The organism is Chryseobacterium aurantiacum (genome assembly GCF_003020585.1).
GTDB classification, from domain to species: Bacteria; Bacteroidota; Bacteroidia; order Flavobacteriales; family Weeksellaceae; genus Chryseobacterium; species Chryseobacterium aurantiacum.
In genome coordinates, this window is record NZ_PXUE01000002.1 from 1,092,318 (window position 1) to 1,108,987 (window position 16,670).

Annotated in this window: 18 protein-coding genes and 1 tRNA gene; 13 read left to right on the forward strand and 6 right to left on the reverse strand. The window is 35.5% G+C overall.

Features of this window, described 5'->3' with window-relative positions; all coding sequences use genetic code 11:
- The first annotated feature begins 153 nt into the window (after positions 1–153).
- A complete protein-coding gene (locus C7D53_RS11270; protein WP_106916568.1) occupies positions 154–594 on the forward strand; it encodes a MarR family winged helix-turn-helix transcriptional regulator in 441 nt (146 codons plus the stop codon).
- A gap of 6 nt (positions 595–600) precedes the next feature.
- Positions 601–3,015 carry an outer membrane beta-barrel family protein gene (locus C7D53_RS11275; protein ID WP_106916569.1) on the forward strand — a complete coding sequence of 805 codons (2,415 nt, stop codon included), beginning with the start codon at positions 601–603 and terminating at the stop codon, positions 3,013–3,015.
- An 81-nt stretch (positions 3,016–3,096) separates the two neighbouring features.
- Here the strand turns inward: C7D53_RS11275 and C7D53_RS11280 are convergent, their stop codons facing one another.
- The gene (locus tag C7D53_RS11280; protein ID WP_106916570.1) at positions 3,097–5,364 is read right to left on the reverse strand and encodes a polyribonucleotide nucleotidyltransferase; all 2,268 of its coding nucleotides are present in this window, start codon (positions 5,362–5,364) and stop codon (positions 3,097–3,099) included.
- Positions 5,365–5,807: 443 nt separating this feature from the next.
- Between C7D53_RS11280 and C7D53_RS11285 the strand changes: the two genes are divergently transcribed.
- Together C7D53_RS11285 and C7D53_RS11290 are read left to right on the forward strand one after the other, a co-directional pair.
- On the forward strand, positions 5,808–7,229 hold the full coding sequence (locus C7D53_RS11285; protein WP_228422292.1) for a sugar MFS transporter: 1,422 nt from the start codon (positions 5,808–5,810) through the stop codon (positions 7,227–7,229).
- Positions 7,230–7,355: 126 nt separating this feature from the next.
- The gene (locus C7D53_RS11290) at positions 7,356–7,715 is read left to right on the forward strand and encodes a DUF4260 domain-containing protein (RefSeq protein ID WP_106916572.1); all 360 of its coding nucleotides are present in this window, start codon (positions 7,356–7,358) and stop codon (positions 7,713–7,715) included.
- A gap of 101 nt (positions 7,716–7,816) precedes the next feature.
- On the opposite strand, the gene rpsO is transcribed toward C7D53_RS11290, so the two are convergent.
- A complete protein-coding gene (gene rpsO, locus C7D53_RS11295) occupies positions 7,817–8,086 on the reverse strand; it encodes a 30S ribosomal protein S15 (RefSeq protein ID WP_045494446.1) in 270 nt (89 codons plus the stop codon).
- A gap of 173 nt (positions 8,087–8,259) precedes the next feature.
- On the opposite strand from rpsO, the gene C7D53_RS11300 reads away from it, so the two are divergent.
- From C7D53_RS11300 to C7D53_RS11315, 7 genes are all read left to right on the forward strand, one after another.
- Positions 8,260–8,808: a pyruvate decarboxylase gene (locus tag C7D53_RS11300; RefSeq protein ID WP_106916573.1), complete on the forward strand. Its 549-nt coding sequence runs from the start codon at positions 8,260–8,262 to the stop codon at positions 8,806–8,808.
- A 289-nt stretch (positions 8,809–9,097) separates the two neighbouring features.
- Positions 9,098–9,250, forward strand: coding sequence for a bacteriocin-like protein (locus C7D53_RS21285; protein ID WP_442878622.1), 153 nt, complete (start codon positions 9,098–9,100; stop codon positions 9,248–9,250).
- A 152-nt stretch (positions 9,251–9,402) separates the two neighbouring features.
- Positions 9,403–9,546 carry a bacteriocin-like protein gene (locus C7D53_RS21290; RefSeq protein ID WP_442878623.1) on the forward strand — a complete coding sequence of 48 codons (144 nt, stop codon included), beginning with the start codon at positions 9,403–9,405 and terminating at the stop codon, positions 9,544–9,546.
- A gap of 36 nt (positions 9,547–9,582) precedes the next feature.
- The gene (locus tag C7D53_RS20925) at positions 9,583–9,756 is read left to right on the forward strand and encodes a hypothetical protein (protein ID WP_162926153.1); all 174 of its coding nucleotides are present in this window, start codon (positions 9,583–9,585) and stop codon (positions 9,754–9,756) included.
- A gap of 157 nt (positions 9,757–9,913) precedes the next feature.
- Positions 9,914–11,236: a magnesium transporter gene (gene mgtE, locus C7D53_RS11305; RefSeq protein ID WP_106916574.1), complete on the forward strand. Its 1,323-nt coding sequence runs from the start codon at positions 9,914–9,916 to the stop codon at positions 11,234–11,236.
- 26 nt (positions 11,237–11,262) lie between these two features.
- Positions 11,263–12,003 carry an ABC transporter substrate-binding protein gene (locus C7D53_RS11310; protein WP_106916575.1) on the forward strand — a complete coding sequence of 247 codons (741 nt, stop codon included), beginning with the start codon at positions 11,263–11,265 and terminating at the stop codon, positions 12,001–12,003.
- A gap of 41 nt (positions 12,004–12,044) precedes the next feature.
- Complete coding sequence (locus C7D53_RS11315) at positions 12,045–12,515, forward strand: cupin domain-containing protein (RefSeq protein WP_106916576.1); 471 nt, start codon at positions 12,045–12,047, stop codon at positions 12,513–12,515.
- 70 nt (positions 12,516–12,585) lie between these two features.
- Here the strand turns inward: C7D53_RS11315 and C7D53_RS11320 are convergent, their stop codons facing one another.
- Positions 12,586–13,035 carry a GAF domain-containing protein gene (locus C7D53_RS11320; protein WP_106916577.1) on the reverse strand — a complete coding sequence of 150 codons (450 nt, stop codon included), beginning with the start codon at positions 13,033–13,035 and terminating at the stop codon, positions 12,586–12,588.
- Between the two features lie 13 nt (positions 13,036–13,048).
- Positions 13,049–14,476: a nicotinate-nucleotide adenylyltransferase gene (locus C7D53_RS11325; protein WP_106916578.1), complete on the reverse strand. Its 1,428-nt coding sequence runs from the start codon at positions 14,474–14,476 to the stop codon at positions 13,049–13,051.
- 54 nt (positions 14,477–14,530) lie between these two features.
- Between C7D53_RS11325 and C7D53_RS11330 the strand changes: the two genes are divergently transcribed.
- Positions 14,531–15,298: an MBL fold metallo-hydrolase gene (locus C7D53_RS11330; RefSeq protein WP_106916748.1), complete on the forward strand. Its 768-nt coding sequence runs from the start codon at positions 14,531–14,533 to the stop codon at positions 15,296–15,298.
- 92 nt (positions 15,299–15,390) lie between these two features.
- A tRNA-Leu gene (locus C7D53_RS11335) sits at positions 15,391–15,470 on the forward strand.
- 120 nt (positions 15,471–15,590) lie between these two features.
- Here C7D53_RS11335 and C7D53_RS11340 read toward each other — a convergent pair.
- Together C7D53_RS11340 and C7D53_RS11345 are read right to left on the reverse strand one after the other, a co-directional pair.
- On the reverse strand, positions 15,591–15,926 hold the full coding sequence (locus C7D53_RS11340; RefSeq protein WP_106916579.1) for a transposase: 336 nt from the start codon (positions 15,924–15,926) through the stop codon (positions 15,591–15,593).
- Positions 15,896–16,330 carry a transposase gene (locus tag C7D53_RS11345; RefSeq protein WP_106916580.1) on the reverse strand — a complete coding sequence of 145 codons (435 nt, stop codon included), beginning with the start codon at positions 16,328–16,330 and terminating at the stop codon, positions 15,896–15,898. Before C7D53_RS11345 ends, C7D53_RS11340 begins: the two co-directional genes overlap by 31 nt.
- Between the last annotated feature and the right edge of the window lie 340 nt (positions 16,331–16,670).

Here is a 16,670-nt window from a genome sequence, read left to right on the forward strand (position 1 = left end):
AACTATTTCTAAGACTGTGAAAATTGAGTATCGAATACCGATTCTTTTAATTTTTAATAAAAATATTTTCAGCAGGTTGTAACAAAAGAAAAATGTCATCAACAAATTAATTGACATATCAATAATTGATAAGTCATTTTTTAATCTGAAAGTATGGAAAAATTAAATTCAATCATATTCTATAACATAGACAAAGCAATCAGAGCCTATAGAAACTATGCTCAACGCCAGCTGAAGGCACATGGTTTTACCATTACCATTGATCAGTGGCTTATCATCAAAGCGATTCTGGAAAACCCGGGAATTACCCAGAATGAAATTGGTGATCTTGTTTTTAAGGACAATGCATCTGTGACAAGGATTATTGATTTAATGGTAAAATCTGAGTATATCACAAGACATATTCACCCTGACGACCGCAGGAAAACGAATCTGGAAGTAACGGATTCCGGAAAAAAGGTCATCAAAGAGGTTCAGAATATTGTCGAAAAAAACCGTGAGACTGCCTTGAAAGGAATCTCAAAGGATGAACTTGAAGTGATGTATTCGGCTTTAATTAAAATTTCAGAAAACTGTCTTAACCCTAAAAAATAAAACGCTATGACCAGAATATTTTCACTCCTATTTGTCTGGATTCTGATGCTGTTCTCCAGCTTGCTTTCCGCCCAGACTACGCAAAGTTTTTCATTGTCCGGAAGTATAAAATCCGACAAGGCAGAACAAATGGAGATTATCCTTTTGGATGCTGATAATAAATTAATTAAAACAGAAATTGCTGATTCCCAAGGGAAATTTGGTTTCAATGATATCAAAGGGGGCGCTTATCGTTTAAAAATCAACAGAAATGGTTCTGAAATATATCATTCGGACAATATTACATTGATCGAAAATATAGCCCTACCCTCTATTGATCTGAATGTAAAATCAATTGAAGGGGTCACCATCACGAAGGCCAGACCGATGATTGAGAGACAGGATGGCAAAATGATTATGAATGTTGAAAACAGCATTGCCAGTACGGGAAATTCGGCCTTTGAAGTATTGGAAAAGGCACCGGGAATTACTATTGATAACAATGATAACATCAGCCTGCGCGGAAAGGGAAATCTCCTGATCCAGATTGATGGTAAAAATACTCCAATGACGGGAAGTGATCTTGCCAATTATCTCAAGGGAATGCCATCATCTACCATTGATAAAATAGAGTTTATCACTAATCCATCATCAAAGTATGATGCAGCGGGATCTTCCATCATTAATATCAAACTTAAGAAAGAACAGAGAAAAGGCACAAACGGAAGTATTTCCACCTCTTTAGGCACCGGGAAGTATGTGAAGAACAACAACAGCTTCAGCATTAATCACAGGAATAAGAAGATCAATATTTTCGCCAATTACAGCTTTGCTTACAGGGAAGCTTACAACGGATTGGTTCTGGATCGGAATTTCTATGTGAACAATAATTTTGAAAAGGCCTATATACAGGATAATTATCTGAAATTCAAGTTTAACAATCATATTGCAAAGGCTGGAATGGATTATTATCTGAATGATAAAAATGTATTGGGTTTTTCGGTAGGATTAGTCTCTAATAAATTCGGACTCAATGGAGATAATTCAAATACAACTCTTGGCAGTGCCTATACTCCTGAAAGTTACTTTAATACTCAAAACATCTCCAATGATCAATGGACCAATGTTTCTGTAAACCTGAATCATAAGTACACTCTTGATTCTTTAGGCTCAGAGATCTCTACTGACTTTGACTATATCAACTATTCGAATTCTTCTTTGCAAAATTTTGAAACGAGAACGCATATCATAACTCCTGCTCAGGATCAGCTTGACATTATGAAAGGAGACATGAATGGAAAACTCAATATTTATTCATTAAAATCTGACCTTACCAAGAACTTCAAGAACGACTGGAAACTGGAAAGCGGAATTAAAACCAGCTTTGTGAAAACAGATAATGACCTGAAATTTTTCAATGTCAACTCTGGAATTTTGGTTCCGGATCCTAACAAGACGAATCATTTTATCTATGAGGAAAACATCAATGCATTGTATGGAAATGTCTCCAAAAAATGGGATAAATTTAAGGCTACAGCAGGTTTAAGAGTGGAAAACACGAATGTAAAAGGCACTCAGATTACGACCAATCAGGTTAATAAAAGAAATTACACTCAGTTATTCCCTAGTGCAGTATTATCCTATGATGTAACAGAAAAAAGCAATCTGGAAATAAACTTAAGCAGAAGAATTACCAGACCTAGCTACAACCAGCTGAATCCTTTTAAGCTTTATCTTGATCCTACCACCATGAGAGCCGGAAATCCGGACCTGAATCCACAGACAACAATGAACTATGAGCTGACCTACAGTTTGAGTAATAAATATTTTGCAACTTTAAGCTATAGTAAAACATCAGACAATATCACAGACATCATTAAACCTATTGTAGATGCTGGCCAGAATGTAACAGTACAGACCTTTGAAAACCTGAACACAGCTTCATATCTTGGATTATACCTGATTGCTCCTGTAAAGGTAACCAAATGGTGGGATATGAATAACAGCGCTAATTTTTATTACGGATCATACACTGGAAATGTTTCCGGAACACAGATCAACAATAAAGGGAACTTTACTTTTAATATTAACAGCATCAATTCCTTTAAGCTTGGAAATGGCTACACCGCTGAGCTTACCGGAAATTACAAGGCAAGAGAGGTCTACGCTTATCTGGATATAAGTTCAAACTGGTACCTGAACATTGGAGCACAAAAGAAATTCAAAAATAACAGTGTCCTAAAGCTTTCTTTTACCGACATGTTCTTTACAAGCAATATCAATGGGCAAAGTCTTTACAATAATTATATTGAAAACTTCGCTGTAAAAAGAGATACTCGAGTAGTGACACTTTCCTATACCTACAACTTCGGTTCTTCTAAAAATGGACAGCCAAGAAAAACAGGAGGTGCTGAGGATCTTAAACAAAGAGTGGGAAGCTAATTTTCATTACAGGTTTGCATAAGAGTAATAAAAACAAAAATCCCTCAAAATTGAGGGATTTTTTATATCTAAGAATAAATCTTATGCTTCTGAAGAAGGTTCTTGGTTTTCTACAGGTCTTTCATCCTGTGGTTTCTGTCCTTCTGGTCTTCTTTGTCCCTCAGGTCTTCTTTGCCCCTCTGGTCTTCCTTGTCCCTCTGGTCTTCCTTGTCCTTCTGGTCTTTCAGGTCTTGGAGGTCTTGGTAAAAGAACTTTACGGGAAAGCTTCATTTTCTTACGATCATCATAACCCATAAATTTAACTTCTACTTCATCCCCTTCAGCATAAGGAACTTTGTCTAAACGAGCCCATTCAATTTCTGAAATGTGAAGAAGCCCTTCTGTTCCTTTAGCAATAGCAACGAAAGCACCAAAGTCCATTACTTTTACTACTTTACCATTGTATACTTCACCTACAACTGGTACGAAAGTAATTTCATTGATCTTAGCAACAGCAGCGTTGATTTTCTCTCTGTCTGTTCCTGCAATCTCAATACGTCCGATTTCACCAATTTCTTCAATGGCAATAACCGTATCCGTATCTTTCTGCATTTGCTGAATGATTTTTCCTCCAGGCCCAATTACAGCACCAATGAAGTCTTTAGAGATCTCCATTACTACCATTTTCGGAGCGTGAGGCTTCACATCAGCTCTTGGCTCAGAAATAGTTTCTGTGATTTTATTTAAGATGTGTAATCTTCCGTCTCTAGCCTGCATCAAAGCTTTTTCCATGATATCCATAGAAAGTCCCTGGATTTTGATATCCATCTGACAAGCTGTAATACCGTCTGCAGTACCTGTTACTTTAAAGTCCATATCTCCAAGGTGATCTTCATCTCCTAAGATATCAGAAAGTACTGTGAATTTACCAGACTTTGCATCTGTGATTAATCCCATTGCAATACCGGAAACAGGTTTTGTAATCTTTACTCCGGCATCCATTAGTGCAAGTGTTCCCGCACAAACTGTTGCCATTGAAGAGGAACCGTTTGATTCCAAGATATCAGAAACAATTCTGATTGTATATGGATTTTCTTCAGGAATAACTGCCTGTAATGCTCTCTGAGCAAGGTTACCGTGTCCTACTTCTCTTCTTGAAGTTCCTCTTAAAGGTCTTGCTTCACCAGTTGAGAATGGAGGGAAGTTATAATGTAAAAAGAATTTTTCGTCGTGTTGAGTAATTACACTGTCTACCATGTTAGCATCCTTAACAGAACCTAAAGTTACCGCTGTTAAAGACTGAGTTTCACCTCTTGTAAACACTGCAGAACCGTGAGCTCCCGGAAGGTAATCAATTTCTGACCAGATTGGACGGATCGTTTGAGGATCACGACCATCAAGACGGATATTGTCTTCCAAGATCATCTGACGCATAGCTTCTTTCTCTACATCATGATAATATACTTTTACGAAAGGAGTTACTCTTTCCAATTCTTCTGCATCTTCTGCATACTGAGCAAGGAATTCTTCACGAACCGCTTTGAATTTTTCTCCTCTCTCCTCTTTACCGGATGGAGTTCTTGCTACTTCATATACTTTATCATAAGTTTCTTTCCATACTTTTTCACGAATTTCTTCATCGTGATTTTCGTGAGAGTATTCTCTCTTAGGGAAAGCTTTTCCTACTTTTTCAGCTAATCTCTCCTGAGCTTCAATTTGCTTTTTAATTTCAGCATGACCAAAATTAATAGCCTCTAACATTTCCTGCTCAGAAATTTCCTTCATCTCCCCTTCTACCATTACGATTGAGTCTTTTGTAGCTCCAACCATAATATCTAGCTCAGAACTCTTCAATTCTTCGTAGCTTGGGTTAATAGAAAGTTTTCCGTCAAATCTTACTACTCTTACCTCAGACATTGGCCCATTGAAAGGAATGTCAGTAATAGCAATAGCTGCAGACGCTGCCAAACCTGCTAAATCATCAGGAATAGTCTTTCCGTCATAAGAAATTAACGAAATCATCACCTGTACTTCCGCATGGAAATCTTCAGGGAAAAGCGGACGTAGTACTCTGTCTACTAAACGCATTGTTAAAATCTCCTGATCAGAAGGTCTTGCTTCTCTACGGAAGAAGTTTCCAGGGATTCTTCCACCTGCGTAGAATTTTTCTCTATAATCTACTGTTAATGGTAAAAAATCTACACCTGGGTTGGCTTCTTTATTGGCTACAACAGTTGCTAAAAGCATTGTTCCGCCCATTTTTACTACCACAGATCCATCAGCCTGCTTAGCCAATTTCCCTGTTTCAATAGTGATTTCTCTGCCATCGGCAAGAGTAATCAGCTCTGTAAACGCTTGAGGTATACTCATAAATTTGTCTTCTTAATACTCCGTATTGAGTATGAATTAATATTTAAACTCTTTAAATTTCGTGTGCAAAGGTACTATATAATAATGAAATATTAAATTTTTCGATTGCATTAATAGGCTCTTAAAATACAAAAAATTGGCTATCAGTAGATGAAAGATTCAAAAATTTTCATTGGTATTCTGAAGTTATTCATTATTTGTGAAAATAAAAATGTGTTTTTTTGAAGATATTGCATTGAAAAATCCTGTTGTTTTTGTATTATTGTCTCAAAAAATGGAAATAATATTTTCATCAAACAAAAGATATACATATCATTATAAAAATTGCTAAAATAATTGCAAAAATAGGGGCTGATACCTATATTTGCCCTACTTCAAAAATAGAATGCTGTAGGCAAAAAAGATAAGGATATACTCTCCTTACCACAGATAAATAAATGTTTATGAATAATAAAGAAGTACAACTACAAAGCAGGAATTACACGGTTCCATTGATTACCATCACCCTGCTGTTTTTTATGTGGGGATTCATCACATGTATGAATGACATTTTGATTCCCTATCTGAAACAACTTTTCAAGCTTTCCTTTTTCGAATCTATGCTGGTACAGTTCTGTTTCTTCGGAGCGTATTTTATCGGTTCATTGATCTATTTTATGATTTCTATTTCCAAAGGAGACCCCATCAATAAACTAGGTTATAAAAAGGGAATCTTATTTGGAATTTTTCTGGCGGCATTCGGCTGCATCCTATTTTATCCGGCAGCCACATTCTCCTATTACCCACTATTTTTAGGAGCTTTGTTTATTCTTGGACTCGGTTTTACAGTGCTACAAATTACAGCCAACGCTTATGTTTCCTTATTGGGAAGTGAAGAATCTGCATCCAGCCGTTTAAACATGACCCAAGCATTCAATGCATTCGGAACAACGATTGCTCCGGTATTGGGAGGCCACTTAATTTTTGAGTTCTTTTCCGCTCCGGATGGATCATTCAGTGCAGTGGCAACAAGAATCCCTTATCTGATCTTTGCAGGAATCCTTTTATTGGTTGCCCTTTTAATTTCAAGAGTGAAACTTCCATCATTCCAAACGGGAGAAGAAGAAATTGTAAAAGGCTGGGGAGCCTTAGAATATAGTCATCTGAAATTTGGAGTTTTCGCAATGTTCTGCTACGTAGGTGGAGAAGTTGCCGTAGGAAGCTTTATTATCAGCTTTCTTGAACAGCCTCAAATTATGGGATTCGATGAAATTATCAGTAAAAATTATCTTTCTCTTTATTGGGGAGGTGCAATGATTGGGCGTTTTCTTGGGGCCATTTCTCTAAATCAATCATTAAGCCAGGGAAAAAAGGCCATTTATATGCTTGGAGCAGCCGGTGCTGTATTTCTTGTGATATTCAGCATTGTAAATCTTAACTTTGCTCAGATCAGCTTCTTCCTTGTATTTATTGTACTTAATTTTATTGCTTTCTTCATTGGTAAAGCAGCTCCCGCAAGAACATTATCTATTTTTGCAGCCATCAACGTTGTATTGTTAATTTCTGCAATGGTAAATCACGGTGAGATGGCCATGTACAGCATCTTGGGAATCGGAATATTCAACTCTATCATGTTCTCCAATATCTATACGCTGGCAATTTCAGGATTAGGAAAATATACAAGCCAAGGATCATCATTAGTAGTAATGGCCATTTTGGGAGGTGCTATTGTTCCTATTTTCCAGGGATATCTTGCCGATCAGTTTGGAGTACAGCATTCATTTATCATTCCTGTATTCTGTTACTTGGTCATTCTAATTTTCGGGGCCTATTGTACCAAATATCTTGGACATGTAGAAAGCACTGAATCTAAGTCAGGACATTAAAATAATTACATCAATTATACAGAAGCGGGATATCTCTAGGTATTCCGCTTTCTTTTTTATGAGACAGCAATGTAACTTCTCCTTGAAAAAAACTACTTATTTATAAAATCTCTTACCCCTAAATCAATGAAAATCCAACTAAAACTTGAATATGCAGCATTTCTATTATTAGGAATATTTGCTTTTGTCCAAACAGAATATTCATGGTGGTGGTTTGCAGGGCTTTTCTTTGCTCCCGATATTTCCATGCTGGGATACACCATTAACAATAAGGTAGGTGCATTTTGCTACAACCTTTTTCACCACTTTGGAGTAGCTATTGTTGCTTACCTCATCGGAACAGCTTTATCTCTACCCTATTTACAAGTGATTGGGGCTATTTTATTCTCCCATTCCGCTTTTGATAGAGTATTAGGCTATGGATTGAAATATCCTGATAGTTTTCAGAATACCCATTTGGGAAAGATTGGAAAAAAGACTGAATAAGTTCTATTAAAAGTCCTAAAAACAAACTCTAATTTAAATTTGTCACATACAAAAAAAGCAACCTCTTTCGAAGTTGCTTTTATTTTGAAAATCTTTATAGATTATTTTCTTAAACCTAGTGCAGCAATAATAGCTCTATATCTTGCGATATCTTTCTTTTTAAGGTAATCTAGTAAACTTTTTCTCTTACCTACCAATTTCACAAGAGATCTCTCTGTGTTGAAATCATGACGGTTAGCCTTTAAGTGCTGAGATAAGTGATTAATTCTGAAAGTGAAAAGAGCGATTTGTCCTTCTGCGCTTCCTGTGTCTTGTGCAGATTTCCCGTGTTGTGCGAAAATTTCCTGCTTTTTGTCTGTTGTTAAGTACATTCCAATATTGTTTAATGATTATTATGTAACGGGTGCAAAATTACAACTATTTTTTGATTCCACAAACATTATTGATTTCATAAATCAAAATTGATAGAAAAAAATGTTAAAAATTTCTTAATAAATTTTATGCAATCCAAGGAAAAGGCAGTAATTTTGCATTCGAATTACAAATGAAAAAAATTATATTCTTTACAGCAGTTACTACTTTTTTATTAGTTGGCTTTACATCTGTAAAAGCACAGAAAAATGCTGACGATAAAATAAAGAGAGTTCTATACTTCAATCCCGAGGTAGAGCCTGATCTTGATGAAATAAAGGAACCTACCAACAATGCATTCTTCGATGCCGTTTCCGACAATTTCAGTGGAAGAAGAAATAAAATGCTTCGTGCCGAAGTTCAGATTCCTTTTGACAGCATTGATAAAAAAACCATCATGGATTATTGCATAAATAATGACGCAGACTTTGCCATTGTTTCTAAGGTCAGATATTTCAAGGTAGGCTTTGGAAAGTATGTATTCTCTAATCAGGTGGTGGTAAGCATGAAGCTTTTTGGTGCAGACGGAAACCTTGTGACTGAAACCGATCATGATACCTACCGCAAAAACATGCGTTTATTGGGGTCTACAGTAAACTCTGTAAAAATAGGGACCGAAGGAGCCATAAAGGGGATTATAAAAAAGCTCCGAAAACTGAAGCCTACAGAAAACGAGCTGTAACTTCAGGATTTAATTTTTCATTTTCTTTTCTATTATAAGGCAATTTGTGAATGATCAATTTTATTTCACAAATCATTTCTCAATGATTCACTGAGGATTGCTTTTCTACTATTTTTTCCGTCGACAAGTCTGTCAGTTATTAGTTCTATCCACAATTACTCTTTCTACATATAATGGTTCGAAAAGAAAAACCATTACAAACTATTGATTTTCAATTAAATATTTTCACCAAATATTGAATAATTAAAAAATATTTACTATTTTAGTTCAACATTAAAATCTAAATCACATGAAAAATCCAAATCTTAAAAAAATCAGCAGACAAGAACAGAAAGAAATTAAAGGTAGTGGAGTTATCAAGCGATGCTTTGAACATTTCGAATGTCCGGGCGGATCATGTTGCCGTAACGTATGCGTCTTATATCCTTGTCCATTGGAATAAAACACAAAAAAATACATCTGACATCTGTTTTTTAGCAGGTGTCTTTTTTTATAAAGTAAATAAAAAACTGAATATCAATTAATTATTTTCACCAATTAATGAATAATATGAAAATATTTATTATTTTAGTAATGCATTAAAATCTAAATTGTATGAAAAATTTAAAGAAACTCAGTAGAGAAGAGACAAAACAGATTAAAGGTAGCGGCCCAAGAAGGTGTACCGAACATTATGAATGCATTTATGGAGCCTGCTGCAGAGGTATTTGCATGGAATATGCCTGCATGGAAGACTAAATAACAATTTTTATTTAACTATTAAACTTCACCACCATGAAAAATCCAAATTTCAAAAAGCTGAACCGAAAAGAACAGAAAGAGGTTAAGGGAAGTATTCAGATTAAAAAATGCAGAAACAGCACACAGTGTAATCCGGGAGAATGTTGTACGGGAGGCTTCTGTCTTCCCTCTCCTATTATAGAATGTGAACCACTTATTCTTGACTAAAGGATATTTTTAAATTTAATTTTTGAACATCTGCTTCGGCGGGTGTTTTTTTGCTTTAATTGATGACTTTAAACTTTAATTAATCCTTAAATTTCCCAGTTTATGGCTCAGTCTTAAAAATTTGAATTATTTTTGCATATCCTAAAAATTTGACGTTTTGAATTCTAGAGAAGAACTTATCTTTAATCCTGCCGACATCGCCGAAACTCTCAGCAACCTTCCAGCTGATGAGAGGCTGCTCGCGTTTTTGAAGGTTCCGAAAGAATACAAAGCGGAGGTTTTTTCCCATCTTGATCCGGACTTTCAGGAAGATACAATCAGAAGCATCGGAAGCGACGAGGTTTCTGAGATCCTGAATGCCATGACTCCTGATGACAGGACTTCTCTTTTTGAAGATTTTCCGGATGAACTGATCAAGTATTCTATCAATCATCTTAATCCACAGGAAAGAAGAATTGCCTTGAAACTACTAGGTTATGATTCGGATTCTATTGCCCGTCTGATGACTCCCTATTATATCCAGATTCGTAAGGAATGGACTGTAAAGAGATGTCTTCAGCAAATCAAAAAGGTAGGAAAAAGGGTGGAAACCATGAACTACCTGTATGTAGTGGATGAAAGAAACCGCCTGATTGATGACCTTGCCATTGGAACCCTACTGTTGGAAGAAGAGGATACTTTGGTCTCTGACATTACGGACAATCACTTTGTAGCAATTACGACGACGACTTCAAAAGAGGATGCAGTTACCTACTTTGAAAAATATGACCGTGGTGCTCTTCCCATTATTACGGAAGCTGGTGTTTTGGTAGGAATTGTAACAATAGATGACATTCTTGACCAGATTGAGCAACAGAATACAGAGGATATTCAGAAATTCGGGGGATTGGAAGCCCTGGATCTTCCTTATATCCAAACTTCCTGGACGGAGATGATCAAAAAAAGAGCAACATGGCTGATCATTTTATTTGTTTCCGAAATGCTTACTGCTTCAGCAATGGGATATTTCGATAAAGAAATTGAAAAAGCTGTAGTTCTTGCCTTATTTGTACCGCTAATTATTTCCAGTGGTGGAAACTCGGGATCTCAGGCTGCAACACTGATTATTCGTGCAATGGCTCTTCAGGAAATTGGGTTGAAAGACTGGTGGTATGTGATGCGAAAGGAAATTATCTCAGGGATATGCCTGGGTCTTATCTTGGGAACCATCGGATTTATCAGAATTATGCTTTGGCAGCAAATAGGACTCTTCGATTATGGCCAATATTGGGTTTATGTAGGATTAAGTGTTTCTGTTTCTCTTATTGCCATTGTATTGTGGGGAACTTTATCAGGTTCCATGATTCCGTTTGTTTTAAAGAAATTAAATCTGGATCCAGCTACTTCTTCTGCTCCTTTTGTGGCAACATTAGTAGATGTTACGGGACTTATCATTTATTTTACGGTAGCAGGACTTTTCTTAACCGGAAAACTTTTGTAATTTTAGGCATCTTCTAAAATGCCAATATGAAAATCGTTTCACTTGTACCCTCTATTACGGAGGCATTATTTGACTTAGGACTGACCGAAAATGAGATTGTAGGCAGAACAAAATTCTGTATTCATCCTCAGGATAAGGTAAAGAATGTAGCTGTAATTGGCGGAACAAAAAACATTAATATTGATAAGATAAAAGCCTTGCAACCTGATTTGATTCTGGCCAATAAGGAGGAAAATATTAAGGAGCAAGTGGAAGCTTTAATGGATGATTTCAAAGTTACGGTAACGAATGTTGAAACCATTGAGGACAATTATTATCTTCTCAAAAACCTTGGAAAGCTTTTAGGAAAGGAAGAGAGAGCACAGGTATTCAATCTTAAAATCTATGAAATTCTTCATCAGGCTAAACTTGAAACTCCTGTAAAAGCAGCCTATCTTATTTGGAAAAACCCTTACATGACCATTGGTGCAGATACGTTTATCAATAGAATTTTAACCGAAATCGGCTTTGAAAATATTTTTAAAGACAAGACCCGTTATCCTGAAATCAAAACTGAAGATCTGGCAGATGCTGATGTGATCATGCTTTCTTCTGAACCGTTTCCTTTTAAAGAAAAACATATTGAGGAGCTGCAAGCCTTTTACCCTGATAAAAAGATTATGATTGTAGATGGTGAGGCATTTTCCTGGTATGGAACACATATTGCAAAATGTGAAAATTATTTCAGGGAACTGCTTGCTGAAATTCATCTGATGCAGCAAAGTTGATTTTTTTAACCCCAACATTAAACCTTAAACATTTAACCCCTATGTCTGGTACCGTTATATTATCTGAAGGAATAGAATTTGATCATGTTATAGAAGAAGTTTCAAAATACATCAATCTCTATGTAATGGCTTTTGAAAAGGAAGAACGAACTTTCGCACGCATTGACAAACGTGAAAATATGTATGGCGGAAACGGAACGGTGCATATGATACAGATGTTCGATCAGAAAGAATTAGCCAATAATCGTCTTGCTGCTTATATGGTTTTACTGAACAAAGGCGACGAATCTGGGTTTCATACTCACAATGAAAGAAATGAGGAAGAATTGTATGTTGTGGTACATGGAACCGGAGAGTATCGTGAAAGAGCCGGAACACAGGGGCCTATTCGTAAAAAAACACTTCAAAAAGGAGATATTACAGCCATTAGCTCTACAGGCTATCATTCTATTGAAAATACAGGTGATGAACCTTTAATCATGTTTGTTATCACTACTAATAATCCATCATAAATACATTATTCAATAAAAAACTCCAACTAAAAAAGCTGGAGTCTGTTTATTTATTCTTATTGAGTTTCAATTATAAAACCTTGGAAACTTCGTTACAAAGCCATTCCAATAGTTCACGATCTTCATTGGTAAAAGGATCTACTGTATGAGAATCAATATCAATCTGACCGATGTTTTTTCCATCCTTAAAGATGGGAACTACAATTTCTGCTTTTGTATCAATTGAACAGCTTAGGTAATTGCTTTCTTCGTGTACATCTGGCACTACAAATGTTTCATTGGAAACAGCAACCTGCCCGCAGATCCCTTTTCCATAAGGAATAATGGTATGATCAGTTGGAGCTCCTACGTAAGGGCCAAGGATCAATTCATCCTTATCTCCATTTTTAAAATAGAAACCGGTCCAGTTGAAATAAGAAATCTCCTGATCCAATAAATGGCAAACTTTTTCAAGTTTCTCTTCTGTATTGTGTTTAGGACTTTCAAGAATAGAGGAAAGTCTTTTCTTTAATTCTGACATTGTTTTATTTTTTTTAAGAGAATTGTTTTAAAGGAAGTTCTTCTTTATATCCAAACATTCCACGCTCTTTAATCATTTCAGCCACTCCGTCCGGAACCTGAGTTTCCCAACCTTTAACGCAACATGCTATTTTTCTTAGTATTTCTCTTGAATAAATTTCCAAAAACTCTGGGTTATAGTTGGTAATATCAACAATACGATTATTACGCTTGAAATATTTGTACAACTCCTTTAGGTTTTCTTCTACTTTAAGATTAGAAGAGTCTAATAACTGGTGCGTTTCCGGATCTTTATAAGGATACAGATACACTCTCATTCCGTTTCTGAAAAACTTACCAAATGCTTCAAGGATTCCTCCTGAAAGGTTTTTATAATATTTCTCATCAAATACCATCAATAGGTTATTTACACCCATTGCAACTCCGATATCACCACTTGTATAAGAGGCAAAATAATCGATAAGTCTGTAATATTCTGAGAAGTTTGAAATAATAACAGTATATCCTAGTTTTCCTAAAATATCTACTCTGTCCAGGAAATCTCTTTCATCAATATCCCCATCTGCTCTAAGGTTGGAAATGGTAATTTCAATAAGAACCTCTGTTTCTTCGTGGGTACAGATGGCATCCTTAAAGAACATATCCATTCCATTTCGAAGCATGTCAATATTTACTTTGGTAACGGGCCTGAAGCTTCCTCTTACGGCAAAAATATTTTTTTTGTACAATACGTCCGCAGGAAGCATATTACTTCCTTGAGAGTTAAAGATCACCGCATCAGTCATTCCGTTTTTCACCAACTGAAGGGACATTAGCCTATTATCTACATACTCAAAAGCAGGACCACTGAAATCAATCATATCAATTTCAAGATTGTCTTTTGCTACATCATCGTATAAAGATTCTACTAATGTTCTTGGATTATCAAAGTAATTAAAAGCTCCGAAAATAAGGTTTACCCCCAAATTTCCTAAGGTTTCCTGCTGTAAGGTAGCATCATTCTCTTTGAATTTTACGTGAATTACAATCTCATTGTAATCCTCATTTTCTTTTGTTTGAAAACGAATACCCACCCAGCCATGGCCTTTCACTGTCTTATCAAAATTAATGGTAGTCACAGTGTTAGCATAGGAAAAGAATTTTCTATCAGGGTTGTTATCTCTTGAAATTCTTTCTTCAATTAATGCTACTTCATAGCGAAGCATTTTACGAAGTCTGTTTTGGGTAACATACCTGTTTTTTACTTCCTTTCCGTAGATGGCGTCACTAAAATCTTTGTCATAAGCAGACATTGCCTTAGCAATCGTACCGGAAGCCCCTCCTGCTCTAAAAAAGTGACGAACAGTCTCCTGCCCTGCTCCAATTTCTGCGAAAGTACCATAAATAGTAGGATCTAGATTAATTGTTAATGCTTTTTGTTTAGGAGTTAGTTTCTGATACATTAGGACATGAAATTTTTTGTAAATTTACCAAAATTAAACCAACCTCAAAACAAAATGAAGTTGAAATTTTTAGGAACTGGTACTTCGCAAGGTGTGCCCGTTATAGGCTGCACATGTGAAGTATGTACTTCGGAAAATCCCAAAGACAAACGTTTACGCTCTTCCGTGATGGTAACTACGGAGGAAAATAAAAAAATACTTATAGATTGCGGTCCGGATTTTAGGCAGCAAATGCTTACCAATCACGAACATAATGTAGATATTGCCCTCATTACCCATGAACATAATGATCATGTGATTGGGCTGGATGACATGCGTCCGCTTATTTTTAAAAGTGGTAAAGATGTTCCACTCTACTGTTATTCGAGGGTTGCCCACGAAATAAAAAATCGTTTTCCCTACGCTTTTGCAGATGTAAGATATCCCGGAGCACCAGCCTTTGAACTTCACGAAATTGAAAACAAGCCGTTTCATGTTTTGGATACAGAGATTACGCCTATTGAAGTAATTCATTATAAAATTTCTGTGTTCGGATATAAGTTTAAAAAACTTGCCTACATTACAGATGCCGGCTTTATTTCTGATACGGAAAAGGAAAAACTGAAGAATCTGGACGTCTTAATTCTAAACTGTATTAGAAAATTTGACCCGCATCCGGCTCATTTCATCCTCCCTGATGTGATCAAATTGTTTGAGGAGTTAAAACCCAAGAAATTATTTTTAACCCACATCAGTCATCACTTGGGAGTGCATGATATTGAAGATAAGCAGCTTCCATCCGGAATGCATCTTGCCTACGATGGTTTGGAAATAGTTTTTTAAAAAAAATCTTCGAAAAGCTTTTGAACATTGAAAAAAGTTCCTATATTTGCACACCAATTTGAAACAAACACTACGTTTGGAGTAAACATCAAGCCCAGGTGGCGGAATTGGTAGACGCGCTGGTCTCAAACACCAGTTCTTAGGAGTACCGGTTCGATCCCGGTCCTGGGTACAAAAAAACCTCTGAAATCATTTAATTTTCAGAGGTTTTTATTTTTTACTAGTCTTCTATTCTAAAATTTCAATTCTCTAGAGAATTAATTAAATCTGAATTGAAAAGGTTAATATTAATTTATAAAAATATCTTTTTCCATTTTCCAATGGTATTACGGCTCATGTTGAATTTTAATGCCACTTGTTTATTATTCAATTTATTTATCCTCTGGTAATCGAGAATTTCTAAAATGGCTCTTTTATCATATGACCGATGTTTCTGATTCAAAATACAATCTTCCTTTTCCCCAAATATTCTTTGGTTTAATTTAATAATATCTAGAGTAGACAATGTTTTCTTCTCCAGCATAGATTTAACTTCCATTTTTTTCTCCGGATACTTTCTATCAATCAAGTCATTATAGATTCGTTTGTAATCAGGTTTCAATATTTTTTTCTGTACTTGTCTATCCATTTATGTAAAGTGCTTTTGGGAATTTTATAATCTTCTATTATCTGTTTTATGGTTTTATCTCCGGACTCTACAAGTTCTACAAGAAAATCTATAACTTCTTTTGTATAAATATTTTTCTTGAATATGGGTAATGAATGCTTTTTACCAGATATCTCAGTTTGCTTAAAGGAAGCCGGTGGAGAATATAATATAAGATGTTGGGAATATAGTCTGAAAAAATCGTATTCGAGAAGCTTAGACCATCTGAGAAGAATTTCTGAATCTAAAGATGGTTGATTGTACATATTTTCAATTTCCACAGCATTTAAGCTGAAAAAATTACAAATTCTTAAAATATCTATATCCGCTTCATTGGCCCTTATTTTAATCAGATTCCCTATATGTATGTCTTTATATAAACTCATTGTTTTGATTTATAATCTTTGTTAATTCTCTTTCTAAACATAACTGCTGAGCATTATTTAATCCATAAAATTTGAATGATTGGTTATGGAAACTAGACTTGTACATCTCTCCTCGTCTAAATGATATTTCAAGATTTGTTTTAAATAGCGTCCTCTTTATCTTGTATTTAACAAGTCTTTGTTTTGGAAATTCCGTAAGCATCTTTGAGTTATGGATATGCTTTTTCATAAAAGGATGAGAAATAATAATACTAAGGACTTCACTCGTGCTGTCAATTTCAATTTTATTAGTAAAAATCAAATTATTAATTAACCAGATTATGATCAATGTAAGAGAAAT

What these genes read in the sequence shown, in the direction of transcription:
- C7D53_RS11270 (WP_106916568.1), top strand. Translation starts at nt 154, where the DNA reads ATGGAAAAATTAAATTCAATCATATTCTATAACATAGACAAAGCAATC.
- C7D53_RS11275 (WP_106916569.1), top strand. Translation starts at nt 601, where the DNA reads ATGACCAGAATATTTTCACTCCTATTTGTCTGGATTCTGATGCTGTTC.
- C7D53_RS11280 (WP_106916570.1), bottom strand. Translation starts at nt 5,364, where the DNA reads ATGAGTATACCTCAAGCGTTTACAGAGCTGATTACTCTTGCCGATGGC.
- C7D53_RS11285 (WP_228422292.1), top strand. Translation starts at nt 5,808, where the DNA reads ATGAATAATAAAGAAGTACAACTACAAAGCAGGAATTACACGGTTCCA.
- C7D53_RS11290 (WP_106916572.1), top strand. Translation starts at nt 7,356, where the DNA reads ATGAAAATCCAACTAAAACTTGAATATGCAGCATTTCTATTATTAGGA.
- rpsO (WP_045494446.1), bottom strand. Translation starts at nt 8,086, where the DNA reads ATGTACTTAACAACAGACAAAAAGCAGGAAATTTTCGCACAACACGGG.
- C7D53_RS11300 (WP_106916573.1), top strand. Translation starts at nt 8,260, where the DNA reads ATGAAAAAAATTATATTCTTTACAGCAGTTACTACTTTTTTATTAGTT.
- C7D53_RS21285 (WP_442878622.1), top strand. Translation starts at nt 9,098, where the DNA reads ATGAAAAATCCAAATCTTAAAAAAATCAGCAGACAAGAACAGAAAGAA.
- C7D53_RS21290 (WP_442878623.1), top strand. Translation starts at nt 9,403, where the DNA reads ATGAAAAATTTAAAGAAACTCAGTAGAGAAGAGACAAAACAGATTAAA.
- C7D53_RS20925 (WP_162926153.1), top strand. Translation starts at nt 9,583, where the DNA reads ATGAAAAATCCAAATTTCAAAAAGCTGAACCGAAAAGAACAGAAAGAG.
- C7D53_RS11310 (WP_106916575.1), top strand. Translation starts at nt 11,263, where the DNA reads ATGAAAATCGTTTCACTTGTACCCTCTATTACGGAGGCATTATTTGAC.
- C7D53_RS11315 (WP_106916576.1), top strand. Translation starts at nt 12,045, where the DNA reads ATGTCTGGTACCGTTATATTATCTGAAGGAATAGAATTTGATCATGTT.
- C7D53_RS11320 (WP_106916577.1), bottom strand. Translation starts at nt 13,035, where the DNA reads ATGTCAGAATTAAAGAAAAGACTTTCCTCTATTCTTGAAAGTCCTAAA.
- C7D53_RS11325 (WP_106916578.1), bottom strand. Translation starts at nt 14,476, where the DNA reads ATGTATCAGAAACTAACTCCTAAACAAAAAGCATTAACAATTAATCTA.
- C7D53_RS11330 (WP_106916748.1), top strand. Translation starts at nt 14,531, where the DNA reads ATGAAGTTGAAATTTTTAGGAACTGGTACTTCGCAAGGTGTGCCCGTT.
- C7D53_RS11340 (WP_106916579.1), bottom strand. Translation starts at nt 15,926, where the DNA reads ATGGATAGACAAGTACAGAAAAAAATATTGAAACCTGATTACAAACGA.
- C7D53_RS11345 (WP_106916580.1), bottom strand. Translation starts at nt 16,330, where the DNA reads ATGAGTTTATATAAAGACATACATATAGGGAATCTGATTAAAATAAGG.